The organism is Paenibacillus spongiae, from assembly GCF_024734895.1.
GTDB lineage: Bacteria > Bacillota > Bacilli > Paenibacillales > Paenibacillaceae > Paenibacillus_Z > Paenibacillus_Z spongiae.
The window spans coordinates 6,937,501-6,958,448 of sequence record NZ_CP091430.1 but is presented as its reverse complement, the minus strand read 5'-3'; the positions used below and the strand labels follow the sequence as shown (position 1 = coordinate 6,958,448).

The following is a 20,948-nucleotide window of genomic DNA, read 5'->3' as shown; positions in this document are numbered from 1 at the left end:
ATCTATGGGTCGCAGTTTGAAGAAAGGTCCGTTTATTGACGGATACTTGCTGAAAAAAGTTGAGGATCTGAACGAGTCGAATAAAAAGGTTGTCGTTAAAACCTGGTCCCGCCGTTCGACTATTTTCCCACAATTCATCGGTCACACATTCGCGGTATATGATGGACGCAAGCATGTGCCGGTTTATGTAACGGAAGATATGGTTGGACACAAGCTTGGCGAATTCGCACCAACTCGCTCTTATAAAGGCCATGGTGACGATGACAAGAAAACGGGCCGTCGTTAATCGGCTATTTGATAAGTTCTCATGAACGAAAGGAGGTACATCCATGCAACAAGCAAAAGCGAGTGTTAATCACGTGCGCATTGCACCCCGCAAAGCCCAGCTCGTTGTGGACTTGATCCGCGGCAAGCAAGTAGGCGAAGCGATCGCGATCTTGCGCCATACGCCAAAGTCGGCATCTCCAATCGTAGAGAAATTGCTGAACTCGGCCATAGCGAATGCGGAGCATAACTACCAGCTGGACGTGAATAAGCTGGTTATCTCTCAGGTTTACGTAAACCAAGGTCCTACAATGAAACGTTTCCGTCCTCGTGCGATGGGTCGTGCTAGCCGGATCAACAAAAGAACCAGCCACATCACATTGGTGGTATCCGAAAAATAAGGAGGGAAAACGTGTGGGTCAAAAGGTAAATCCAGTCGGTCTTCGTATCGGTATTATCCGTGATTGGGAATCCAAATGGTACGCAGGCAAAGACTTTGGCGATCTGCTTATGGAAGACGTGAAAATCCGCGAGTACTTGAAAAACAAGTTGAAAGATGCGGCTGTTTCGCGTTTCGAAATCGAGCGTGCCGCTAATCGCGTGAACGTTACGATTTATACAGCTAAACCGGGGATGGTAATCGGTAAAGGCGGTTCCGAGGTTGAGAACCTGCGTACGGAACTCGCAAAAATCTCCAAAGGCAAAAAGATTCACATCAACATTTCCGAGATCAAAAATCCGGAATTGGACGCAATTCTTGTTGCGGAAAGCATTGCGCAACAACTTGAGCGCCGCGTATCGTTCCGTCGTGCGATGAAACAATCGATTCAACGGACAATTCGTTCAGGTGCTAAAGGGATCAAAACATCGGTCAGCGGACGTCTGGGCGGTGCGGAGATCGCACGTACGGAAGGCTACAGCGAAGGTACGGTTCCGCTTCATACGCTGCGCGCTGATATCGACTACGGCACAGCTGAAGCTCATACGACTTACGGCCGCATTGGCGTAAAAGTATGGATCTATCGCGGTGAAATCCTTCCGTCGAAGAAGAAAGCAGCAGCTCCCCAGGAAGGAGGCAACTAATCATGTTGGTACCAAAACGCGTCAAACACCGCAAACAACAACGCGGTAGCATGAGAGGTCGCGCTAAAGGCGGCACGGAAGTAGCCTTCGGCGAATACGGCTTGCAAGCAATGGAACCGGGTTGGATCACGAACCGCCAGATCGAATCTGCGCGTATCGCAATGACCCGTTATATCAAACGTGGCGGTAAAGTATGGATCAAAATCTTCCCTCACAAGCCAATTACTCAAAAGCCGCTTGAAGTGCGGATGGGTAGCGGTAAAGGTAACGTTGAGAAATGGGTTTCCGTTGTGAAGCCTGGCAAGATCATGTTTGAACTTGCTGGCGTTTCGGAAGAGACGGCACGTGAAGCAATGCGTCTTGCTGCTCACAAGCTCCCAATCAAAACGAAATTCGTGAAACGCGAAGAAGTGGGTGGTGAAGCAAATGAAAGCTAGTGAATTTCGCAACCTGACTTCAGCCGAAATCGAACAAAAAGTCGCCGGGTTTAAAGAAGAGTTGTTCAACCTTCGTTTTCAATTGGCTACCGGTCAATTGGATAACCCGACTCGAATCCGTGATGTGCGTAAAGAAATAGCTCGTGCCAAAACCGTTCTGCGTGAAAGAGAATTGGGAATAAGCGGCTAACACGGTATATCAGTTAACGATATCTTAGGGTTATCGTTGGAAGGAGGAAGAACATGAGCGATCGCAACGCCCGTAAAGTTGAAATCGGTAAAGTCGTTAGCGACAAAATGGATAAAACAATTGTTGTTGCTGTAGAAACCTACAAAAAACACAATTTGTACCATAAACGCATCAAGTACACCAAGAAATACAAGGCGCATGACGAGAACAATGAAGCGAAAATTGGCGATACCGTCAAAATCATGGAGACTCGTCCGCTTTCGAAGGACAAACGGTTCCGCCTGGTCGAAATCGTAGAAGTAGCAGTCGTATTGTAAAGGATGCTTTCCTTGAGCATTTTTCCGAAAGGAGGACGTTAAAATGATTCAACCATTTACGCGTTTAACTGTCGCTGACAACTCTGGCGCTAAAGAACTGATGTGCATTCGTGTACTCGGTGGTACGGGACGTCGTGTTGGCCATATTGGCGATTTGATCGTCTGCTCCGTTAAACAAGCAACACCAGGTGGCGTTGTCAAAAAAGGTGATGTTGTTAAAGCGGTAATCGTTCGTACGAAGCGTTCCGTACGCCGTAAAGACGGTTCCTACATCACATTCGACGAGAATGCAGCTGTTATTGTAAAAGAAGACAAGAGCCCGCGCGGCACACGTATTTTCGGACCAGTTGCTCGTGAACTTCGTGATCGCGACTTCATGAAAATCGTATCGCTCGCTCCAGAAGTTATCTAACGAACGTTGATTAAATAGCTCGCGCTTGGCGCAAGCATGCAGGAGGTGTAACTCATGCCACGGTTGAAAAAAGTGTTAGAATCCCATAACAACAAGCTGCACGTGAAGAAAGACGATAACGTGATCGTGATCAGCGGTAAAGATAAAGGCAAGAAAGGCCGTATCATTGCTGCTTATCCACGTGAGAACCGCGTGCTCGTCGAAGGCGTCAATATGGTGAAGAAGCATTCACGTCCTTCTCAAACGAATCCACAAGGTGGAATCATTGAACAGGAAGCGCCGATTCACGTATCGAACGTTATGCATATTGATCCGAAGAGCGGACAAGTAACTCGTATCGGATACAAAGTGCTCGATAACGGCAAAAAAGTCCGGATCGCTAAAAAATCCGGTGAAGTGATCGACTAATTCACCGTTCTAAGAAAGGAGGACCATGAAACATGGCAGCAAGAATGAAGGATCGTTTCCTGAATGATATTACACCTGCTTTGATGCAGAAGTTTAACTATACAACGGTCATGCAAGTGCCGAAGATTGAGAAGATTGTTATCAACATGGGCGTTGGCGAAGCAGTTGCGAACTCCAAAGTGCTTGATACGGCTGTTGAAGATCTTCGTCTGATTTCCGGCCAAAAACCGGTTGTTACTCGCGCTAAGAAATCGATCGCTGGTTTCAAGCTTCGTGAGAACATGCCGATCGGGGTTAAAGTAACGCTGCGCGGCGAGCGCATGTACTACTTCCTTGACAAACTGTTCAATGTTTCGCTTCCGCGTGTCCGCGACTTCCGCGGTGTATCGACGAAAGCATTCGACGGCCGCGGCAACTACACGCTTGGCCTGAAAGAGCAATTGATCTTCCCGGAGATCGAGTATGATAAAGTAGAAAAAGTTCGCGGTATGGACGTCGTCATCGTCACGACGGCAAAAACGGACGAAGAAGCTCGTGAGCTGCTGACCCAAATGGGCATGCCGTTTGCGAAGTAATCCACAGGAGGTGTAGAACCAAGTGGCAAAAACTTCGATGAAGATTAAGCAGCAACGCGATCCTAAATTCAAAGTGCGTGCTTACACGCGCTGCGAGCGTTGCGGCCGTCCACATTCCGTTTTGCAAAAGTTTAAAATTTGCCGGATTTGTTTCCGTGAGTTAGCATACAAAGGCCAGATTCCTGGCGTTAAAAAAGCAAGCTGGTAATCAGCCGAGTTCGGGAAGGAGGTTCACACAATGGTTATGTCTGATCCTATCGCAGATATGCTGACGCGTATTCGCAACGCGAATGTTGTGCGTCACGAGAAAGTGGAAATGCCTGCTTCGAAAGTCAAGAAGCAAATCGCTGAGATTTTGAAACGCGAGGGCTTTATCCGCGATGCCGAGTATATCGAAGATAACAAACAAGGGATTATCCGTATTTTCCTAAAATATGGCCCTAACCAAGAGCGTGTCATCACTGGTTTGAAGCGTATTAGCAAGCCAGGCCTGCGCGTTTACACGAAAAGCAATGAAGTCCCTCGCGTACTTGGCGGTTTGGGAATGGCGATCATCTCCACGTCCCAAGGGATTATGACCGATAAAGAAGCCCGTCAAGTTAAATCCGGCGGCGAAGTACTCTGCTACGTTTGGTAATAAACGTCACAACGATTGGAGGTGTAACAGATGTCTCGTATTGGCCGCAAACCGATCCAAGTGCCTGGTGGCGTAAACATTAACTTGGACAACAGCTTAATTACAGTTAAAGGACCAAAGGGCACGCTTAGCCGTGAACTTCACAAAGACATGAAAGTCGTTCTCGAAGAGAACTCGCTTACTGTCGAGCGTCCTTCCGATAATAAATTGCATCGTTCCCTGCACGGTACGACCCGCAGCTTGATTGCGAACATGGTGAATGGCGTAACCGAAGGTTTCTCCAAAAACCTTGAGCTCGTAGGCGTAGGTTACCGTGCAAGCAAGAGCGGTGAGAAAGTCGTCTTGAACGTTGGTTACTCGCATCCGGTTGAAATTACACCGGAATCGGGCATCGAGTTCGAACTTCCTTCCAACACGAAAATCATCGTAAAAGGAATCGACAAAGAACTCGTTGGCGCAACTGCTGCGAAAATCCGTTCCGTTCGTGAGCCTGAGCCGTACAAAGGCAAAGGGATCAAGTACGAAGGCGAGCGTATCATCCGCAAAGAAGGTAAAGCCGGTAAGAAGAAGTAAGCGTCCTTGCATGGCCGCTTAATCGGATAGCTTCATAAGGACCGAAAGAAAGGAGTGTCTTTCGAATGATTACTAAAGGCGATAAAAACAAAGCCCGTTTGAAACGTCACCTGCGCGTTCGTAAGAAAATTAACGGTACGACACAACGTCCGCGTTTGTCTGTATTCCGTTCTTCCAAACACATCTACGCACAGCTGATCGACGACGTTCAAGGCATTACGATCGCAGCCGCATCCACGCTTGACAAAGAAGTCAGCGATATCGGAAACGGCGGTAACGTTGAAGCAGCCCGCAAAATTGGCGAACTCATCGCTAACCGTGCGAAGGCGAAAGGCGTAGAGCAAGTCGTATTCGACCGTGGCGGTTACTTGTATCATGGCAGAATTCAAGCACTGGCAGACGCAGCCCGCGAAGCCGGACTTCAATTCTAATCGACATTACTTAATAAGGAGGTAAAACGACTTGCGTATAGATCCGAATGCGTTAGAACTGACTGAAAAAGTAGTTCAAATCAACCGCGTTTCTAAAGTTGTTAAAGGCGGACGCCGCTTTAGCTTTAGTGCGCTTGTAGTTGTTGGCGATGGCAAAGGCAACGTCGGCGCTGGAATCGGTAAAGCGGGAGAAGTTCCCGATGCAATCCGTAAAGGCATTGAAGATGCGAAGAAAAACCTGATCCATGTGCCGCTTGTGAAAACAACGATTCCGCACCAAGTGCTTGGACATTTCGGCGCAGGACGCGTACTGCTCAAACCGGCATCGGAAGGTACCGGAGTGATCGCTGGCGGCCCTGTTCGTGCTGTTCTTGAGCTGGCTGGTGTAGGCGACATTCTCACAAAATCGCTTGGTTCTTCCAACTCGATGAACATGGTCAATGCAACGTTAGAAGGCCTTTCCCGTCTGAAGCGTGCAGAAGACGTGGCCAAACTACGTGGAAAAACCGTTAAAGAGCTCTTGGGTTAAGGAGGGGAATAAGATGGCAAAATTGCAAATCACCCTCGTCCGCAGCCTGATCGGCCGTAACGAGAAGCAACGTGCAACGGTTAATACGCTTGGATTGCGTAAAATTAACCAATCGGTTGTCCATGAAGACAGCCCGGCCATTCGCGGCATGGTGAACCATGTTAGCCACTTGGTTAAAGTAGAAGAAGTATAAGCATAAATAGCCGAATTCGGCAGAAGCGATGCAAAAACTTCGTTTAGGCTTTCGAAGCAAGTTTTTGCTCGCACTGAAGTTTAAACAAGTCGTATCGCAAAAACTAAGCCTATGCTTCCGAAGCAGTTTTTGCTCGCTGACGAAGTGTAAGATTCGCAAAAACTTTAAGGAGGTGCAACGAACGATGAAATTGCATGAGCTCAAACCAGCGGCGGGTTCCCGTCCGGACGGATTCCGTAAAGGTCGTGGTATCGGTAGCGGAAACGGCAAGACAGCTGGCCGTGGTCACAAAGGGCAAAACGCTCGCTCCGGCGGAGGTGTCCGTCCAGGCTTTGAAGGCGGTCAAAACCCGTTGTACCGTCGTGTTCCTAAGCGCGGATTCAACAACCCATTCCGTAAAGAGTATGCGATTGTTAACATCGATGAGCTGAACAGCTTCGCGGCAGGTACGGAAGTAACGCCTGAACTGCTGATGGAGCAAGGGATCGTCAAAAACCCACAAAGCGGAATTAAAGTTCTGGGTAACGGCGAAATCACAGTACAGCTGACGGTGAAAGCAAGCAAGTTCTCTCAATCTGCGGTAGAGAAAATCCAGGCTGCCGGCGGTAAAACCGAGGTGATCTAATTGTTCAAGACCGTGTCCAACATATGGAAAGTGGAAGACCTCCGCAGACGGATTTTGTTCACCCTGTTCATCTTGCTTATTTACCGTATTGGATCCTTCATTCCGGTTCCAGGGGTCAATAAAGATGTATTCAAACAGGTTGACCAAAGCGGCGCAGACCTCTTCGGTCTGCTTAATACGTTCTCCGGTGGCGCGCTGTTCCAATTCTCGATCTTCGCAATTGGGATCATGCCGTACATCACGTCGTCCATTATTGTTCAACTGCTTTCCATGGACGTCATCCCGAAATTCTCCGAATGGGCGAAAGAAGGAGAGAACGGCAAACGTAAGCTTGCGCAAATTACGCGTTATGGCACCGTTGTGTTGGGTCTGATTCAAGGTTTCGGCACAGCGATCGGCTTTAACCGTCAATATTCGTATGATATGATTCCAGGAGCAACGTTCACGGATTATCTGATGATTGCGATAATCTTAACGGCAGGCACATCCTTCCTTATGTGGCTCGGTGAGCAAATAACGGAGAAAGGCATCGGCAACGGGATCTCGATTCTGATCTTTGCCGGTATCGTGGCTGCTATTCCAGGTCATATGCGTACGATATACACCGATCTATTCGCTGATGCCGGAGACCAGATGTTCCTCAACATCGTGAAGGTAGTCGTTATGGTCATAGCGATCATCGCGATTATCGTAGGTGTTATCTTCGTACAACAAGGTATTCGTAAAATTCCGGTACAGTACGCGAAGCGTGTTGTGGGCCGGAAGATGTACGGTGGTCAATCGACACACATCCCATTAAAAGTAAACGGAGCAGGTGTAATACCGGTCATTTTCGCCGTATCGCTCTTGATGTTCCCGATTACGATCGCTCAGTTCTGGTCCACTCATGAATGGGCGAAATGGGTTCAGAACCACATGTATTACGATAAGCCGCTCGGTATGGTGCTCTACATCATACTGATTATCGGGTTCACTTTCTTCTATACCTTCGTGCAAATCAATCCTGTGCAAATGGCCGATCAAATGAAAAAGAATGGCGGTTATATTCCTGGCATTCGTCCGGGTAAGCCGACTTCCTCTTACATCACTCGTGTCATGTCGCGGATTACGTTAAGCGGAGCGCTCTTCCTGGCGATCATTTCGATTCTACCTGTTGCCTTTGGTTCATTGGCAGGCTTGGATCGTTCGGTACAGCTTGGAGGAACCTCATTGCTGATCGTCGTCGGTGTTGCGCTTGATACGATGAAGCAAATCGAGAGCCAATTGATTAAGCGCCATTACAAAGGGTTTATCAATAAATAACGATAGGTTCAAAATCGGGCTTCCGCACTTCATCTTCTCGTGCTGGAACCCGTTTAGGGCCTATTGTGCTTAAAGCGAGGAACACGCTAATGAACATTTTATTCATGGGTCCTCCCGGCGCTGGGAAAGGCACGCAAGCCGAGCGTATTGTCGAGACATTCGGCATACCGCATATATCGACTGGCGATGCATTCCGCTTGGCAATGAAAGAAGGCACGCCGCTTGGGCAAAAGGCGAAAGAGTATGTTGACCAGGGGCTTCTCGTACCAGACGAGATCACAAACGGGATCGTTCGTGAGCGTCTGCTGCTGGAAGACTGCAACAAGGGCTTTCTGCTCGACGGTTTCCCACGGACGCTTCAACAAGCAGAAGCGCTTGATGGGATGCTTTCCGACATGGGACGCAGTATTGATCATGTCGTGAACTTGAAGGTTGACCGCGGTTTGCTGCTTGCGCGGCTGACCGGTCGTCGCATTTGCAAATCATGTGGAGCAACGTATCACGTTATGTTCAACGCTCCGAAGCAAGAGGGCGTATGTGATAAATGCGGCGGCGAGCTGTATCAACGGTCAGACGATACGGAAGCGAAAGTTGGAACTCGTCTCGACGAATACATTTCGAAGACGGCGCCGCTGCTTGAGTACTACTCGAGCAAGGAGCTGCTCCGTGAAGTGGACGGCGAGAAGGAAATCGACGTCGTAACGGCAGAGATCGTATCCTGTTTGCGAGGTTCTGCAGAATGATTATATGCAAATCCGAAGCGGAATTGCGATATATGAGGGAAGCTGGCAGGATCGTAGCCGAGACTCATCGTTTGCTGAAGCAGGCGGTTCGTCCAGGCATTACGACCCGAGAGCTTGACGGCATTGCGGAGACCTTCATTCGAAGTCAAAAAGCCGTACCTTCTTTCAAAGGTTACAATCAATTTCCTGGCAGCATATGCGCTTCTGTAAACGAAGAGCTGGTGCACGGAATTCCGGGTTCGCGCAAGCTGAATAACGGTGATATCATCAGTATCGATATCGGCGCCCAATTCGAAGGCTTCCATGGCGATTCCGCCTGGACCTACGGAGTCGGGGAGATCAGTGAAGAAGCGCAGCGTCTGCTGGATGTGACCGAACAGTCACTCTATGCCGGACTTGCGTTAGTGAAACCGGATGTTCGGTTGTTTACGATCTCGCATGCAATTCAACAAGTGATCGAAGAAGCTAACTTCTCTGTCGTTCGCGAATATGTCGGTCATGGTATAGGTGCAGACCTTCATGAAGAACCGCAAATTCCGAACTACGGCATACCGGATCGCGGACCGCGTCTGAAACCGGGCATGGTACTCGCAATCGAACCGATGGTAATCATTGGGGAACGGTACGTTCGTACGCTGGAGGATAATTGGACGGTTGTTACACAGGACGGTACATGGTGTGCTCATTTTGAGCATACTGTAGCGGTAACTGCGGATGGCTATGAAATATTAACCCAAAGCGGAGAGCAGGCAGGTTGAGCGCATTGGAATTAATGCCTGAAATCGGCCGCATCGTCAAAGTGCTGCGAGGGAAGGACGAAGGAGACTATGCCATCATCATAGGCATTGTCGACGATCGTTTCGTACTCATTGCAGACGGTGACAAGCGGCGCTTCGATCAACCGAAGAAGAAGAACGCAGTGCATCTTCTGATGCAACCGGTCGTCAGTCATGAAGTGACGGACAGCATGCGGGAAACCGGCCGAGTAACCAACGCCAAGCTGCGTTTTGCGATTCAGAAGTATGTGCAAGCGAAAGGAGAATGACTGTGGCCAAAGAAGACGTCATTGAAGTCGAAGGTACGGTCGTCGAACCGCTGCCCAACGCTATGTTCAAGGTGGAGCTGGAAAACGGACATCAAATTCTCGCCCATGTATCGGGCAAGCTCAGAATGCACTTCATCCGTATTCTGACTGGAGATAAAGTCGTCATTCAGTTGTCGCCTTATGATCTGTCTAGAGGACGCATTACCTATCGGAAGTAGACTTTCTACACAGATGGTCTGCTGACGAAGAATTCGGGAGGTAATCACAATGAAGGTTAGACCTTCTGTAAAGCCGATTTGCGAGAAATGCAAAGTCATTCGTCGCAAAGGCAACGTTATGGTGATCTGTGAAAATCCGAAACACAAACAAAAACAAGGATAAGGAGGGATAACGTTACATGGCACGTATTGCTGGTGTAGACTTGCCGCGTGATAAACGCGTAGTTATCGCTTTGACGTACATTTTCGGAATCGGTAAAACGACTGCCGACAAAATCCTGAGCGCAACGGGTATCAGTGAACAAACCCGCGTTCGCGATTTGACGGAGGACGAAGTTAGCCGCTTGCGCGAAACGATCGACAAAACGGTAAAAGTTGAAGGCGACCTTCGTCGCGAGATTTCGCTTAACATTAAGCGTCTGATTGAGATCGGCTGCTATCGTGGCGTTCGCCACCGTCGTGGATTGCCTGTTCGCGGACAACGCACAAAAACAAATGCTCGTACGCGTAAAGGTCCTCGTCGGACTGTAGCGAACAAGAAGAAATAATAAGGGGGGATAACTAAAATGGCTAAACCGAAAAAAGTGGTTCGTACCAAACGTCGTGACCGCAAAAATATCGAGTCGGGCGTAGCGCACATCCGCTCTACGTTCAACAACACGATCGTCACGATTACCGACCCGCACGGCAATGCGATTTCCTGGGCGAGCTCAGGTAACCTCGGGTTCAAAGGTTCCCGCAAAAGCACGCCGTTCGCAGCACAAATGGCAGCAGAATCTGCAGCTAAAGCGGCTATGGAACACGGTATGAAAGCAGTTGAAGTGATGGTTAAAGGTCCAGGCGCAGGCCGTGAAGCGGCGATCCGCTCATTGCAGGCTGCCGGTCTTGAAGTTAACCTCATTAAGGACGTAACGCCTGTTCCGCATAACGGATGCCGTCCGCCGAAACGTCGTCGCGTGTAGTCATACACTTGTGGTATCAAATAACAACAACTTGTGAATAATGGTTGTGAAGGTTTGCCATACTACATGATTTGACTACATTGGCAATCATGGAAACGGAGCGACGTTTTGAAGGAGGGTACTATTAGTGATTGAGATCGAAAAGCCGAAAATCGAAACCGTAGAGCTGAACGAGGATGGCACTTACGGTCGTTTCGTAGTCGAACCGCTGGAACGCGGATACGGCACGACACTTGGAAATTCGCTTCGCCGAATTCTGTTGTCGTCGCTGCCGGGTGCAGCTGTCACCTCGGTTCAAATCGACGGTGTGCTGCACGAGTTTTCCACGGTTCCGGGAGTGATTGAGGACGTTACCGAAATCATTCTGAACCTGAAAAGTCTATCGCTCAAAATCCATTCCGACGAAGAGAAGGTATTGGAGATTGATGCGGAAGGCGATGGTAACGTAACGGCGGGCGATATTCGCGCGGACAGCGACGTCGAAATATTGAGCCCTGATCTTCATATCGCGACCCTGGCCTCCGGTGCGCGGCTCCATATGCGGGTATTTGCAAATCGCGGCCGCGGTTATGTTCAAGCGGATCGTAACAAGCGGGATGATCAACCGATTGGCGTTATACCGGTCGATTCGATCTATACCCCGATTACACGTGTGAACTACAGCGTCGAGAATACCCGTGTCGGTCAAGTGACCAACTACGACAAACTAACGCTTGAGGTTTGGACCGACGGCAGCATTCGCCCGGAAGAGGCAGTAAGTCTCGGAGCCAAAATTTTGACTGAGCATCTAGACCTGTTCGTCGGCTTGACCGATGAAGCGAAGGATGCCGAAATTATGGTGGAGAAAGAAGAAGACAAGAAAGAGAAAGTACTCGAGATGACGATCGAGGAACTGGATCTTTCCGTACGTTCGTACAATTGTCTGAAGCGTGCAGGCATCAATACCGTCCAAGAGCTGATCACGAAAACGGAAGAAGACATGATGAAAGTCCGGAACCTCGGCCGCAAGTCTTTGGAAGAAGTTCAAGAGAAGCTGGAGGAGCTCGGTCTTGGCCTTCGCATGGAGGAGTAACAGCTGGTTACACTAGTCTAAGTGAATGCTTTCAAGGATCAGATTTGCTGGCAACTGCGCCTCAAACATTCTTGGATATCTATCCCACAGCGTTGCTTAGCAAATCTTTTAAGGAGGGGAAAATCAATGGCATATTCTAAGTTGAGCCGTGACGCAAGCTCGCGTAAAGCACTATTCCGCGATCTGGTCACCGACTTGTTCCTGTACGAGCGCATTCAAACGACGGAAGCGAAAGCGAAAGAACTTCGTCCGATCGCTGAGAAGCTGATTACGCTTGCGAAACGTGGCGATCTTCACGCTCGTCGTCAAGTAGCTGCATTCGTTCGCCGCGAGTCTATCGATGGCGGACAGGACGCGATTCAAAAACTGTTCTCCGAATTGGCTACCCGTTACTCGGAACGTCCGGGCGGTTACACGCGGATTCTGAAACTGGGACCTCGCCGTGGCGATTCAGCGCCTATGGTATATTTGGAACTGGTAGATCGCGCGTAAATAAGAAAGGGTGGACCTTGCGGCCACCTTTTTTTGTTTGAATACTTCTGATCTGATCCTCGGTGAAGATCTGAGACAGCAGGACAAGGACAGTCATTACGGGATTATGCGTTGATCGATATCCCCATGCTGATGTCTGTAACGACGCCTATGGCGGCGGGGAAGGAGGCGCATAGTGAAGAACATCCGAATGATTGTCAGCTATGACGGAACAAGTTATAACGGCTTTCAGACGCAGCCAAGCGGCAACACGATCCAAGATGTTCTTGAATCGGCCATAAGGGCGCTGTCGAATGAAGATATTCGGATTATTGGTTCGGGCCGAACGGATGCTGGCGTTCATGCGCGTGGCCAGGTGATTAACTTTCAGACGAATTCCCGAATTCCTGCCGAACGTTGGACCTATGCCATCAACGCGCGAATGCCGGAAGACATCGTTGTCATTCATTCCGATGAAGTACCGCCGGAGTTTCATTCCCGTCATTCCGCGAAGCGCAAGACGTATCAGTACACGATCGATACGAATCAATATCCGGATGTATTTCATCGGCGTTATCGGGTTCATCATTATGCGCCGCTTCATGTACCTGCGATGAGAGAAGCGCTGAACGCGCTGGTCGGTGAACATGATTACACGTCCTTTGCCTCACCGCAATCAACACAGCCGAGTCATGTCAGAACCATCTATGAAGCAAGACTTGCTGATGGAGATGGCCGGCTGGATATATTCGTGACAGGCAATGGGTTCTTATACAACATGGTGCGAATCATAGCCGGCACAGCGATCTGGGTCGGAGAAGGCAAAATGAAAGCACAGGATATCCCTTCTATTCTGGTGCAGAAAGACCGCACGAAAGCAGGTCCGACAGCACCGCCCCAGGGGCTAACCTTGCTGCAGGTGGAATACCCGGAGTAGTTGGCTTATACTTCGAATAATCTGCTTGCACATAGGCCCTATATATAGTAGAATATAACTTGTGCTTTCTAAGTGGCTCTCCCACAGCCCCGACTTAGTCAGCCAATAGCAACATCCCAACAATAAACGATTAAACCGATGAAACGGCAACGTTTCTTCATACATGAGAACGTGTATACATGAACGGTTGTTACATGAATAAGGAGGATCATCCATGCGCACCACCTATATGGCTAAGCCAAATGAAGTTGAACGCAAATGGTACGTCATCGATGCGGAAGGCAAAACGCTTGGCCGTCTGGCTAGCGAAGCAGCCAGCTTGATTCGCGGTAAACACAAGCCAGAGTTTACACCGCACGTGGACACAGGCGACTTTGTTGTCGTTATCAATGCAGAGAAAATCGTTCTTACAGGCAAGAAAATGCAAAACAAAATGTACTACCGTCACTCCCACTACCAAGGTGGTTTGAAAGTGACTCCTGCACATGAAATGATCAAAAAGACACCAGAAAGAGTTCTGGAACAAGCAATTCATGGCATGCTTCCAAAAAATCGCCTAGGCGACAAAATGAAGCTTAAACTGAAAGTATATGCCGGTTCGGTACATCCACATCAAGCTCAAAACCCAGAAGTTTATGAACTTCGCGGTTAATTGAAAGGGAGGACAGTTTCATGGCTCAAGTTCAATACTATGGAACCGGTCGTCGTAAACACTCTGTAGCACGTGTACGCCTCGTGCCAGGTGAAGGACGAATCATTATTAATAAACGTGACCTTAACGACTACTTCGGTCTCGAAACACTCAAACTGATTGTGAAACAACCACTAGCGTTGACTGAAACGGGAAGCAAGTATGACATTCTCGTTATCGCACACGGTGGAGGCATCTCCGGTCAAGCCGGTGCAATCCGTCACGGTATTTCCCGTGCATTGCTCAAAGCCGACCCGGAATTCCGTCCAGCTCTGAAACGCGCTGGATTCTTGACTCGTGACCCACGTATGAAAGAACGTAAGAAATACGGCCTGAAAGCGGCCCGCCGCGCGCCACAGTTCTCGAAACGTTAATTTTATCATCTACAAACCCTTTTCTGCCATGCAGAGAAGGGTTTTTTTGTCATTATAATAATTAGGTGATTGAACAAAACGAATATCCGACGTATAATATAAAGCAGATCAACTTACTTGGAATTAACTTATTAACGGAGGTATTCGTGATGAATCTTTTTGAGAAGGAAGCTCTTGTGAAACAAAAAGCGGAGGAGCTTGAGGGCGCAACGCCTGAAGCAATCATACAATATGCAGTGGAAACCTTCCCTAATATTACATTCGCATGCAGCTTCGGAGCGGAAGATGTCGTAATCGTCGATATGCTGCAGAAGATTAGTCCGAAGACAGATGTCTTCTACCTGGACACGGACTTTCACTTTAAAGAAACCTACGAAACACGGGATAAAATGATGGAACGCTACGGGATGAAGTTCGTAGAAGTGAAACCGGCATTGACGCCGGAAGAACAAAGTGAACAGTTTGGGCCGGAGTTGTGGAAAAGTGATGCTAATCAATGCTGCAACATTCGGAAGGTAGAGCCGCTCACCCAAATTTTATCGAAATATGATGCCTGGATTACCGGAATTCGCCGAGATCAAGCACCAACGCGCGCGAATGCCAAAAAAATTGAGTATGACACGAAATTCGGTCTCATCAAATTTAATCCCATTGCGAGCTGGAGCAATGAAAATGTTTGGAGCTATATTCGGGCAAACAAGGTATACTATAATCCGTTACATGATAATAACTACCCGAGCATAGGGTGTGAGCATTGTACGCGTCAGGTTATGCCTGGGGAAGATCCGCGTGCAGGTCGATGGGCAGGGCAAGTAAAAACGGAGTGTGGTTTACACAAATAGGAGGCTAAAGACGAACATGAGCAGCATACTGCCGCATGGCGGCGTATTAATCAACCGAATTGAAACTGGAACACAACGCGAGACGCTTCTGGCTGAGGCCGCATCATTACCTTCCATTCTTGTTAACACATGGACCATATCGGACTTGGATCTGATCGGGGTCGGTGCTTTTTCGCCATTAACCGGATTCTTGAATGAAGCGGATTACCATTCCGTAGTCGAGCGCATGCGCTTAGCAGACGGAACCGTGTGGAGCATTCCGATTACATTGGCTGTGGAGGATCATGAAGCATCGGTGCTTTCGACGGGAAAGCGTGCATCCCTGATTGGCGAAGACGGAATTATTTATGCCATTATCGATATTGAAAGTATATATAAGGTGGACCAGCAGCGTGAAGCTGTCCATATTTTTAAGACGGATGACGAAGAGCATCCCGGCGTTGCCAAGCTGTTTGCACGCCCATCTACTTATGTTGGCGGCCCTATTACCGTATTGAACCGTCCCGTACCGGAGAAATTCAATGAGTTTTATTTTGACCCGGCTGAAACGCGGCGCATCTTTGCGGAGAAGGGCTGGAAGACGATTGTCGGCTTCCAGACACGGAACCCGGTTCACCGGGCTCACGAATATATTCAGAAGTGTGCAATGGAAATCGTCGACGCTTTATTCTTGAATCCGCTTGTTGGCGAAACCAAATCGGATGATGTCCCAGCCAATGTCAGAATGAAAAGCTATATCGCGCTGCTTGAGAACTACTATCCGGCTGACCGCGTATTTCTCGGCGTATTCCCTGCAGCTATGCGTTATGCGGGACCCCGTGAAGCGATATTCCATGCGATGGTTCGCAAAAACTACGGCTGCACGCATTTCATCGTCGGACGCGACCATGCGGGGGTAGGCGACTATTACGGGACTTACGAAGCGCAAGATCTATTGAAGACGTTCCCAATCGAAGAGTTGGGTATTACTCCGCTATACTTTGAACACAGCTTCTTCTGTACGAAATGCGGCAATATGGCTTCCAGCAAAACATGCCCGCATGACAAAGCGGATCATCTGACATTGTCGGGTACGAAGGTTCGCGCCTTGCTGCGTGACGGTATCTGCCCGCCGCCGGAGTTCTCCCGTCCGGAAGTGGCTAAGATTTTGATCGAAGGAATGGCAGAGCAGCCTGTAAGCTAATAATCAAGCATGCCCTTATTCGCATAACATACCACCTCGTCCCATATGATGATAGAGAGCGCAATGCCCTGTGGCATGCACCTATTTATCGCTGTGGAATTGGGGTGGTTTTTTTGAGGAAACGGGTTATTGTCTGGATTACATACCGGGGAATGCTTCGGGTTGGCTTGGGAATGGCCGCGGTGCTGCTAACGGTTGTTCTGCTGTCGCAGGACGTACCGTCCACGCGGACATGGACGTATTGGACGCTTCCGTTATCAGGTAAGACAATCGCACTTGATGCGGGGCATGGCGGCGCAGACGGCGGGGCGGTGAGCAAGCAAGGCGCGATCGAGAAGGATCTGAATTTGGCGATTGCGCTGCAATTGCGCGACTATTTGCAGCAAGCAGGCGCTATCGTCGTCATGACTCGTGAAGGCGATTATGATCTGGCTCAAGAAGGCACCCGAAAGCCAAGCAGGAGAAAGACGGAAGATTTAGTACAGCGGGTTCAGTATGTGAAGGATCAGAATGCCAGCATGTTTATAAGCATTCATATGAATAGTATACCTTCACCGCGATGGTCCGGCGCCCAGACCTTCTTTTATCCGAATCATCCGGATAATTCGCTGCTCGCTTCCTTTATCCAAGACGAGATTCGCCGAAATCTGGAGAACACGGAGCGGCTTCCGGCGAAGAAAAACGATGTATATGTGTTGAAAGCGATGGAGAATATTCCGACAACGTTGGTGGAAGTCGGATTCTTATCCAATCCGAGCGAAGCCGGGCGGCTGGTGGATGCCGATTATCAGAAGAAGGTAGCGGCCTCCATCTATCAAGGAATTTTGCGTTACAGCGCAGGGGAAAAGTGGGGGGCGAAGCAGGGGAAATCCGGAAGCTGACGCGAACGAATAAGGAAAAGGATACGTGTCCTATCCCTTGGATATGGGACAATCTATGGTATACTAAATGCAGTACACGGTGCGGCATGACAGGTGAAACTGCTTTGCTGCCTGCGATCGATAGAGGAGATGAACGACAATGTTGACCCGTGAGGACGTATTAGCGGCCGCCGAAGCGATAGCGGCCGAATATAATAGCGCGGATTCGACTGCGGCCTTCCGTGATATAGTCGTGAAGGAAGGGCAAGTGGCCATGACCGTTGTGGGAATCAGCGAGGCGGCGCAGCCTTCATTCGAGGCTGCGCTTCGTCAAGCGCTGGCAGAGCGTGGCGTGGAGAAGGTGCATTGCAGATTCAGGACTTCTGAGGGGCAAACGCCTGCCGCGGGAAGCACGCAGCAGTCACAAGGAGGAGCAGCCTCAGGAAACCCGGTGCAGGGTCACGGGGCAGGTCTTGAAGAGCATCCGCTTCTGAGGGCCGGGAGCGGGGTACAATTCATTGCAATCGCCAGCGGCAAGGGCGGAGTAGGCAAATCTACGGTAACGGTTAATCTGGCGGTAGCCCTGGCACGCAAAGGCAAGCGTGTCGGCATAATCGATGCGGACATCTACGGCTTCAGCGTGCCGGATATGATGGGCATCGATGAACGGCCGGAGGTTGTAAACGAGCGGGTCATACCGATTAAGAAATTCGGCGTAAGCGTCATGTCGATGGGCTTCTTCGTGGAAGATAACGCTCCAATCGTATGGCGCGGACCTATGCTCGGCAAGATGCTGCGGAATTTCTTTGCCGAAATCGAATGGGGCGAGCTCGACTACCTGCTGCTTGATCTTCCGCCTGGAACAGGGGATGTCGCGATGGACGTTCATCAGATCATCCCGCAGAGCAAAGAAATTATCGTAACGACGCCGCATGCGACTGCGGCCTTCGTAGCCGCCCGTGCAGGTGCGATGGCCATCAAGACGGAGCATGAAATTATAGGCGTCATCGAGAATATGTCCTATTATGTTTGCAGCAAGTGCGGCGAACCGGAATATATCTTCGGCCGGGGAGGCGGCGGGAAATTAGCCGAGTCGTTAAACACCGAGATGCTGGCGCAAATCCCGCTTGGACAACCGGACAACCATCCGTCGGAACCGGATTTCTCGCCATCGGTATATAAAGCCCAACACCCGATAGGTCAGATTTATTTAGAAGTGGCTGATAAAGTTATCGCAAGCTGCGGAGTGTAAACAACCCAAAATAATGCCCGCTAGACAATGGCTTCCAACGACGCCAGGCTCTAGCGGGCATTTAGTTCATTAAGATCCACTGCTCATTCCTTCGGATTCCTCGCCGCCGCCTTCTCCACCACCGCCACCTTCGCCGCCGCCGCCGCCTTTCTTTTCACCGGATTTCTTCTGTTCCTTCGGCTTCAGCTCTTCCGAAACGGCTTTCTTTAGCAGCTCCAGCATTTCCATACGGTAAATAGGGCTTTGCATGGATTCCTGCATAATGGTAGAAATTTGCTTGCGGTATTGAGCGCTGTCGAGCACCTCAAGGATCATCTTTTCCATTTCTGGATTTTTCAGAACTTTTATGAGATCGCTTTGATAAGTAGGATCCTTCATTAAGTCTTTATGGAGCTGTTTATTCTCCTTGCTGATCGATTTGGCGAATTCCCCGGCAAACTTGGGATCGGTCATCAGCTTCTCGATCACTTTGTGGTATTCCGGAGAGACTAGCGTCTCCTTCACCGTCATGCGAAGCTGTTCTTGATCTTGAAGGGACATTGTTTTTATGCCCGTTCCGCTGCTTCCGCTCATGGATGATTCCTGCAGCGCCTTTTGTGCATCTTCCGTCTTCAGTATGTCAATGACCATTGTTTTGATGTCCTTGTAGCCGAGCGCTTCACTTTGTCCGCCTGAAGGTTCCGAGCCACAGCTCGTAAGCACGACAGCCAACATCAGGGAAGCGGCCGCCAGAACAATGCGTTTAAACATAATCCATGCCTCTCCTCTCAATATGGTGCGACGTTTGTTTATTCTGTAGTATGCGACAATGTTCATCGGATTATCATGGACCAATCGTGGCTTTTTGTTGTGAACGTGGTAAAATAAAGGCTGATTATGCACATGTTCATGCGATAAACCTATAGGAGTGGACCTTACGTGAATTTACGCAAATGGTTTTTCTTGTTTTGGAGTACCGCGGCCGTAGGTGCGGTAGTAACCATCATCATTGGGACGATCATGCAATGGACAGATGCTTCTTTCGGCTTTATGGGACTAGAAGCAGCTGGCTTTAACGCACTCATGATGGCGCTTGTGGGGTTGATGTTCGGGGTGTTTAGCCAGATGGGGTTCTTTGCGTATTTAACCCTTAACTACATTGCCTTGAGTGTTCTCCGCAAAAAATACCTTTGGAATGCATTACAAGCCTACACGACGTTATTTGCTATCGGCGGTATGGGTTATATCCTGTACCAGAATCGGGAGGCTTTCCAGAATAATTGGCTGTTCTGGGTTCTGCCGCTTGCACTTGCCGCAGCCTCATGGATGGTTTCTTATTTCAAAGTAAAACAAACGAACAATGGGGCGTTCATCCCGACCTTGTTCCTGCTCTTTGTCGTAACGATGCTGGAAGCATGGCCGACGCTGTCCGGCGAGAGCAATCCGACCGCCATTGTCTTTATGATGGTTCCTTTGTTCGCATGCAATGCCTACCAAATCATGTGGCTTCATCGTCTGCTTCGGAAAGATACAACGGAAACGACCGACCCCGCAGCGAATGCGAAGCCGGCCGTGTAGCCTTTACTATGTCACATTAAAAGCCTGCAGAAGCATCCAGCTGCTGGTACATGGCTGTTTTATCCTGAACCGTCTTGCCTTGAACCTCCGTTTGGGCGATTAGTTCAGACACGGATACGAATTCATAGCCCTTGGCCCGGAGCTGATCGATAATAACCGGGAGCGCCTCGTGGGTTTGTTTGCTGGAATCGCTGGCATGGAGAAGGACGATATCGCCGGGGTGCGCTTTCTCCACGACGCGGTTTATTATTTTGTCCGTGCCGATGTTCATCCAATCCATGGAATCGGTATCCCACTGAATGACCTTGTAGTTAAGCTCTTCCGCGATGCGGAGCACCCTCTTGTCAAAATCCCCGTTTGGAAGCCGAATCAAGTTCGGCGCTTTACCCGTCACCTGGGATAGAATCGTATGGGCAGTTGTAATTTGCTGACGGATCTCTTCGTCGCTGAACGTACTGTAATTATCGTGTTTATGTCCATGGCTGCCGACCTCATAGCCGTCATCGACGATCTTCTTCACAATATCGGGATGGGTTTGACTCCAGGGTGCGGACAAGAAGAAGGTCGCTTTGTTGACTTGCTTTTCTTTTAGTACATTAAGTATGGGCAACGCCCGTTTTTCCCCCCAGCTAATGTCGAACGTCAGAGCGATAATTTTCTTATCGGTAGGGATACTGTAGATCGCAGCAGGCTGTTGAGGCGCAAAAACCGTGATGTTGTCTTTCTCGGCATAAATAACCCCGGCTGCGAACACGATTCCGACAC

36 protein-coding genes (1 of these 36 running past the window's edge) are annotated in these 20,948 nt (G+C 49.3%); 34 read left to right on the top strand and 2 right to left on the bottom strand.

The genetic code is table 11. The features are described 5' to 3' along the window. Window positions 1–4 precede the first annotated feature (4 nt). The 33 genes from rpsS to salA all read left to right on the top strand — a co-directional run bounded on the left by rpsS (window position 5) and on the right by salA (window position 18,626). Window positions 5–286, top strand: a complete 282-nt coding sequence (rpsS, locus tag L1F29_RS31330; protein ID WP_258385891.1) for a 30S ribosomal protein S19 — start codon at window positions 5–7, stop codon at window positions 284–286. 43 nt (window positions 287–329) lie between these two features. After that, complete coding sequence (gene rplV / locus L1F29_RS31325) at window positions 330–665, top strand: 50S ribosomal protein L22 (RefSeq protein WP_258385890.1); 336 nt, start codon at window positions 330–332, stop codon at window positions 663–665. Window positions 666–678: 13 nt separating this feature from the next. Further along, window positions 679–1,347, top strand: a complete 669-nt coding sequence (rpsC, locus tag L1F29_RS31320) for a 30S ribosomal protein S3 (RefSeq protein ID WP_258385889.1) — start codon at window positions 679–681, stop codon at window positions 1,345–1,347. Window positions 1,348–1,349: 2 nt separating this feature from the next. After that, window positions 1,350–1,784 (top strand): 50S ribosomal protein L16, encoded by a 435-nt coding sequence (rplP, locus tag L1F29_RS31315; RefSeq protein WP_204822537.1) that lies wholly within the window; start codon window positions 1,350–1,352, stop codon window positions 1,782–1,784. Further along, window positions 1,774–1,974 carry a 50S ribosomal protein L29 gene (gene rpmC / locus L1F29_RS31310; protein WP_127571886.1) on the top strand — a complete coding sequence of 67 codons (201 nt, stop codon included), beginning with the start codon at window positions 1,774–1,776 and terminating at the stop codon, window positions 1,972–1,974. Before rplP ends, rpmC begins: the two co-directional genes overlap by 11 nt. Before the next feature lie 53 nt (window positions 1,975–2,027). Further along, the gene (gene rpsQ, locus L1F29_RS31305; protein ID WP_258385888.1) at window positions 2,028–2,291 is read left to right on the top strand and encodes a 30S ribosomal protein S17; all 264 of its coding nucleotides are present in this window, start codon (window positions 2,028–2,030) and stop codon (window positions 2,289–2,291) included. Between the two features lie 43 nt (window positions 2,292–2,334). Continuing rightward, window positions 2,335–2,703 (top strand): 50S ribosomal protein L14, encoded by a 369-nt coding sequence (gene rplN / locus L1F29_RS31300; protein WP_258385887.1) that lies wholly within the window; start codon window positions 2,335–2,337, stop codon window positions 2,701–2,703. A 54-nt stretch (window positions 2,704–2,757) separates the two neighbouring features. Further along, a complete protein-coding gene (rplX, locus tag L1F29_RS31295) occupies window positions 2,758–3,111 on the top strand; it encodes a 50S ribosomal protein L24 (RefSeq protein ID WP_258385886.1) in 354 nt (117 codons plus the stop codon). Between the two features lie 32 nt (window positions 3,112–3,143). Beyond that, entirely contained in the window at window positions 3,144–3,686 is a 543-nt protein-coding gene (gene rplE, locus L1F29_RS31290) for a 50S ribosomal protein L5 (RefSeq protein WP_258385885.1), read from the top strand. A 22-nt stretch (window positions 3,687–3,708) separates the two neighbouring features. Then, complete coding sequence (locus tag L1F29_RS31285) at window positions 3,709–3,894, top strand: type Z 30S ribosomal protein S14 (RefSeq protein WP_204822542.1); 186 nt, start codon at window positions 3,709–3,711, stop codon at window positions 3,892–3,894. 30 nt (window positions 3,895–3,924) lie between these two features. Then, a complete protein-coding gene (gene rpsH / locus L1F29_RS31280) occupies window positions 3,925–4,323 on the top strand; it encodes a 30S ribosomal protein S8 (protein WP_258385884.1) in 399 nt (132 codons plus the stop codon). A 30-nt stretch (window positions 4,324–4,353) separates the two neighbouring features. Further along, window positions 4,354–4,896, top strand: coding sequence for a 50S ribosomal protein L6 (rplF, locus tag L1F29_RS31275; protein ID WP_258385883.1), 543 nt, complete (start codon window positions 4,354–4,356; stop codon window positions 4,894–4,896). Between the two features lie 65 nt (window positions 4,897–4,961). After that, the gene (gene rplR / locus L1F29_RS31270; RefSeq protein WP_258385882.1) at window positions 4,962–5,327 is read left to right on the top strand and encodes a 50S ribosomal protein L18; all 366 of its coding nucleotides are present in this window, start codon (window positions 4,962–4,964) and stop codon (window positions 5,325–5,327) included. A gap of 31 nt (window positions 5,328–5,358) precedes the next feature. Further along, a complete protein-coding gene (gene rpsE, locus L1F29_RS31265; protein WP_258385881.1) occupies window positions 5,359–5,856 on the top strand; it encodes a 30S ribosomal protein S5 in 498 nt (165 codons plus the stop codon). A 13-nt stretch (window positions 5,857–5,869) separates the two neighbouring features. Then, a complete protein-coding gene (rpmD, locus tag L1F29_RS31260) occupies window positions 5,870–6,049 on the top strand; it encodes a 50S ribosomal protein L30 (protein ID WP_258385880.1) in 180 nt (59 codons plus the stop codon). Window positions 6,050–6,233: 184 nt separating this feature from the next. After that, window positions 6,234–6,674: a 50S ribosomal protein L15 gene (rplO, locus tag L1F29_RS31255; RefSeq protein WP_258385879.1), complete on the top strand. Its 441-nt coding sequence runs from the start codon at window positions 6,234–6,236 to the stop codon at window positions 6,672–6,674. Continuing rightward, window positions 6,675–7,976 carry a preprotein translocase subunit SecY gene (secY, locus tag L1F29_RS31250; RefSeq protein WP_258385878.1) on the top strand — a complete coding sequence of 434 codons (1,302 nt, stop codon included), beginning with the start codon at window positions 6,675–6,677 and terminating at the stop codon, window positions 7,974–7,976. An 89-nt stretch (window positions 7,977–8,065) separates the two neighbouring features. Further along, the gene (locus tag L1F29_RS31245) at window positions 8,066–8,719 is read left to right on the top strand and encodes an adenylate kinase (RefSeq protein ID WP_258385877.1); all 654 of its coding nucleotides are present in this window, start codon (window positions 8,066–8,068) and stop codon (window positions 8,717–8,719) included. Beyond that, a complete protein-coding gene (gene map, locus L1F29_RS31240; protein ID WP_258385876.1) occupies window positions 8,716–9,477 on the top strand; it encodes a type I methionyl aminopeptidase in 762 nt (253 codons plus the stop codon). Before L1F29_RS31245 ends, map begins: the two co-directional genes overlap by 4 nt. 14 nt (window positions 9,478–9,491) lie before the next feature. Next, complete coding sequence (locus L1F29_RS31235) at window positions 9,492–9,764, top strand: KOW domain-containing RNA-binding protein (RefSeq protein ID WP_258389867.1); 273 nt, start codon at window positions 9,492–9,494, stop codon at window positions 9,762–9,764. A gap of 2 nt (window positions 9,765–9,766) precedes the next feature. Continuing rightward, entirely contained in the window at window positions 9,767–9,982 is a 216-nt protein-coding gene (gene infA, locus L1F29_RS31230) for a translation initiation factor IF-1 (protein ID WP_006037922.1), read from the top strand. A gap of 49 nt (window positions 9,983–10,031) precedes the next feature. Beyond that, the gene (gene rpmJ, locus L1F29_RS31225) at window positions 10,032–10,145 is read left to right on the top strand and encodes a 50S ribosomal protein L36 (RefSeq protein WP_003333770.1); all 114 of its coding nucleotides are present in this window, start codon (window positions 10,032–10,034) and stop codon (window positions 10,143–10,145) included. Window positions 10,146–10,161: 16 nt separating this feature from the next. Further along, window positions 10,162–10,530 (top strand): 30S ribosomal protein S13, encoded by a 369-nt coding sequence (rpsM, locus tag L1F29_RS31220; protein ID WP_258385875.1) that lies wholly within the window; start codon window positions 10,162–10,164, stop codon window positions 10,528–10,530. Between the two features lie 18 nt (window positions 10,531–10,548). Then, a complete protein-coding gene (gene rpsK, locus L1F29_RS31215) occupies window positions 10,549–10,944 on the top strand; it encodes a 30S ribosomal protein S11 (RefSeq protein WP_148933645.1) in 396 nt (131 codons plus the stop codon). A gap of 127 nt (window positions 10,945–11,071) precedes the next feature. Then, the gene (locus L1F29_RS31210; protein WP_204822553.1) at window positions 11,072–12,016 is read left to right on the top strand and encodes a DNA-directed RNA polymerase subunit alpha; all 945 of its coding nucleotides are present in this window, start codon (window positions 11,072–11,074) and stop codon (window positions 12,014–12,016) included. Window positions 12,017–12,142: 126 nt separating this feature from the next. Then, a complete protein-coding gene (gene rplQ, locus L1F29_RS31205; RefSeq protein WP_204822554.1) occupies window positions 12,143–12,508 on the top strand; it encodes a 50S ribosomal protein L17 in 366 nt (121 codons plus the stop codon). A 175-nt stretch (window positions 12,509–12,683) separates the two neighbouring features. Continuing rightward, complete coding sequence (gene truA / locus L1F29_RS31200) at window positions 12,684–13,424, top strand: tRNA pseudouridine(38-40) synthase TruA (RefSeq protein ID WP_258385874.1); 741 nt, start codon at window positions 12,684–12,686, stop codon at window positions 13,422–13,424. Between the two features lie 214 nt (window positions 13,425–13,638). Further along, entirely contained in the window at window positions 13,639–14,076 is a 438-nt protein-coding gene (gene rplM / locus L1F29_RS31195) for a 50S ribosomal protein L13 (protein ID WP_258385873.1), read from the top strand. A gap of 20 nt (window positions 14,077–14,096) precedes the next feature. Next, on the top strand, window positions 14,097–14,489 hold the full coding sequence (gene rpsI, locus L1F29_RS31190; protein WP_258385872.1) for a 30S ribosomal protein S9: 393 nt from the start codon (window positions 14,097–14,099) through the stop codon (window positions 14,487–14,489). A 149-nt stretch (window positions 14,490–14,638) separates the two neighbouring features. Further along, a complete protein-coding gene (locus tag L1F29_RS31185; RefSeq protein ID WP_258385871.1) occupies window positions 14,639–15,331 on the top strand; it encodes a phosphoadenylyl-sulfate reductase in 693 nt (230 codons plus the stop codon). Between the two features lie 16 nt (window positions 15,332–15,347). After that, window positions 15,348–16,514 (top strand): sulfate adenylyltransferase, encoded by a 1,167-nt coding sequence (gene sat / locus L1F29_RS31180; RefSeq protein WP_258385870.1) that lies wholly within the window; start codon window positions 15,348–15,350, stop codon window positions 16,512–16,514. 173 nt (window positions 16,515–16,687) lie between these two features. Further along, complete coding sequence (cwlD, locus tag L1F29_RS31175) at window positions 16,688–17,395, top strand: N-acetylmuramoyl-L-alanine amidase CwlD (protein ID WP_373876575.1); 708 nt, start codon at window positions 16,688–16,690, stop codon at window positions 17,393–17,395. A 139-nt stretch (window positions 17,396–17,534) separates the two neighbouring features. Next, window positions 17,535–18,626: an iron-sulfur carrier protein/transcriptional regulator SalA gene (gene salA, locus L1F29_RS31170; RefSeq protein ID WP_258385869.1), complete on the top strand. Its 1,092-nt coding sequence runs from the start codon at window positions 17,535–17,537 to the stop codon at window positions 18,624–18,626. Between the two features lie 69 nt (window positions 18,627–18,695). Here the strand turns inward: salA and gerD are convergent, their stop codons facing one another. Continuing rightward, a complete protein-coding gene (gene gerD / locus L1F29_RS31165; protein WP_258385868.1) occupies window positions 18,696–19,376 on the bottom strand; it encodes a spore germination lipoprotein GerD in 681 nt (226 codons plus the stop codon). Window positions 19,377–19,544: 168 nt separating this feature from the next. Here gerD and L1F29_RS31160 point away from each other — a divergent pair, with 168 nt between their 5' ends. After that, a complete protein-coding gene (locus L1F29_RS31160; RefSeq protein WP_258385867.1) occupies window positions 19,545–20,183 on the top strand; it encodes a KinB-signaling pathway activation protein in 639 nt (212 codons plus the stop codon). Window positions 20,184–20,199: 16 nt separating this feature from the next. On the opposite strand, the gene pdaB is transcribed toward L1F29_RS31160, so the two are convergent. Further along, window positions 20,200–20,948: the 3' portion of a polysaccharide deacetylase family sporulation protein PdaB gene (pdaB, locus tag L1F29_RS31155; RefSeq protein WP_258385866.1), read on the bottom strand. The gene runs 55 nt beyond the window's last position; only the last 749 of its 804 coding nucleotides appear in the window; its start codon lies off the right edge, out of view; the stop codon is at window positions 20,200–20,202.

Coding starts and splice junctions, on each gene's coding strand:
- rpsS (WP_258385891.1), top strand. CDS start 5: ATGGGTCGCAGTTTGAAGAAAGGTCCGTTTATTGACGGATACTTGCTG.
- rplV (WP_258385890.1), top strand. CDS start 330: ATGCAACAAGCAAAAGCGAGTGTTAATCACGTGCGCATTGCACCCCGC.
- rplP (WP_204822537.1), top strand. CDS start 1,350: ATGTTGGTACCAAAACGCGTCAAACACCGCAAACAACAACGCGGTAGC.
- rpmC (WP_127571886.1), top strand. CDS start 1,774: ATGAAAGCTAGTGAATTTCGCAACCTGACTTCAGCCGAAATCGAACAA.
- rpsQ (WP_258385888.1), top strand. CDS start 2,028: ATGAGCGATCGCAACGCCCGTAAAGTTGAAATCGGTAAAGTCGTTAGC.
- rplN (WP_258385887.1), top strand. CDS start 2,335: ATGATTCAACCATTTACGCGTTTAACTGTCGCTGACAACTCTGGCGCT.
- rplX (WP_258385886.1), top strand. CDS start 2,758: ATGCCACGGTTGAAAAAAGTGTTAGAATCCCATAACAACAAGCTGCAC.
- rplE (WP_258385885.1), top strand. CDS start 3,144: ATGGCAGCAAGAATGAAGGATCGTTTCCTGAATGATATTACACCTGCT.
- rpsH (WP_258385884.1), top strand. CDS start 3,925: ATGGTTATGTCTGATCCTATCGCAGATATGCTGACGCGTATTCGCAAC.
- rplF (WP_258385883.1), top strand. CDS start 4,354: ATGTCTCGTATTGGCCGCAAACCGATCCAAGTGCCTGGTGGCGTAAAC.
- rplR (WP_258385882.1), top strand. CDS start 4,962: ATGATTACTAAAGGCGATAAAAACAAAGCCCGTTTGAAACGTCACCTG.
- rpmD (WP_258385880.1), top strand. CDS start 5,870: ATGGCAAAATTGCAAATCACCCTCGTCCGCAGCCTGATCGGCCGTAAC.
- rplO (WP_258385879.1), top strand. CDS start 6,234: ATGAAATTGCATGAGCTCAAACCAGCGGCGGGTTCCCGTCCGGACGGA.
- L1F29_RS31245 (WP_258385877.1), top strand. CDS start 8,066: ATGAACATTTTATTCATGGGTCCTCCCGGCGCTGGGAAAGGCACGCAA.
- map (WP_258385876.1), top strand. CDS start 8,716: ATGATTATATGCAAATCCGAAGCGGAATTGCGATATATGAGGGAAGCT.
- L1F29_RS31235 (WP_258389867.1), top strand. CDS start 9,492: ATGCCTGAAATCGGCCGCATCGTCAAAGTGCTGCGAGGGAAGGACGAA.
- rpmJ (WP_003333770.1), top strand. CDS start 10,032: ATGAAGGTTAGACCTTCTGTAAAGCCGATTTGCGAGAAATGCAAAGTC.
- rpsM (WP_258385875.1), top strand. CDS start 10,162: ATGGCACGTATTGCTGGTGTAGACTTGCCGCGTGATAAACGCGTAGTT.
- rpsK (WP_148933645.1), top strand. CDS start 10,549: ATGGCTAAACCGAAAAAAGTGGTTCGTACCAAACGTCGTGACCGCAAA.
- rplQ (WP_204822554.1), top strand. CDS start 12,143: ATGGCATATTCTAAGTTGAGCCGTGACGCAAGCTCGCGTAAAGCACTA.
- rplM (WP_258385873.1), top strand. CDS start 13,639: ATGCGCACCACCTATATGGCTAAGCCAAATGAAGTTGAACGCAAATGG.
- rpsI (WP_258385872.1), top strand. CDS start 14,097: ATGGCTCAAGTTCAATACTATGGAACCGGTCGTCGTAAACACTCTGTA.
- L1F29_RS31185 (WP_258385871.1), top strand. CDS start 14,639: ATGAATCTTTTTGAGAAGGAAGCTCTTGTGAAACAAAAAGCGGAGGAG.
- sat (WP_258385870.1), top strand. CDS start 15,348: ATGAGCAGCATACTGCCGCATGGCGGCGTATTAATCAACCGAATTGAA.
- cwlD (WP_373876575.1), top strand. CDS start 16,688: ATGGCCGCGGTGCTGCTAACGGTTGTTCTGCTGTCGCAGGACGTACCG.
- salA (WP_258385869.1), top strand. CDS start 17,535: ATGTTGACCCGTGAGGACGTATTAGCGGCCGCCGAAGCGATAGCGGCC.
- gerD (WP_258385868.1), bottom strand. CDS start 19,376: ATGTTTAAACGCATTGTTCTGGCGGCCGCTTCCCTGATGTTGGCTGTC.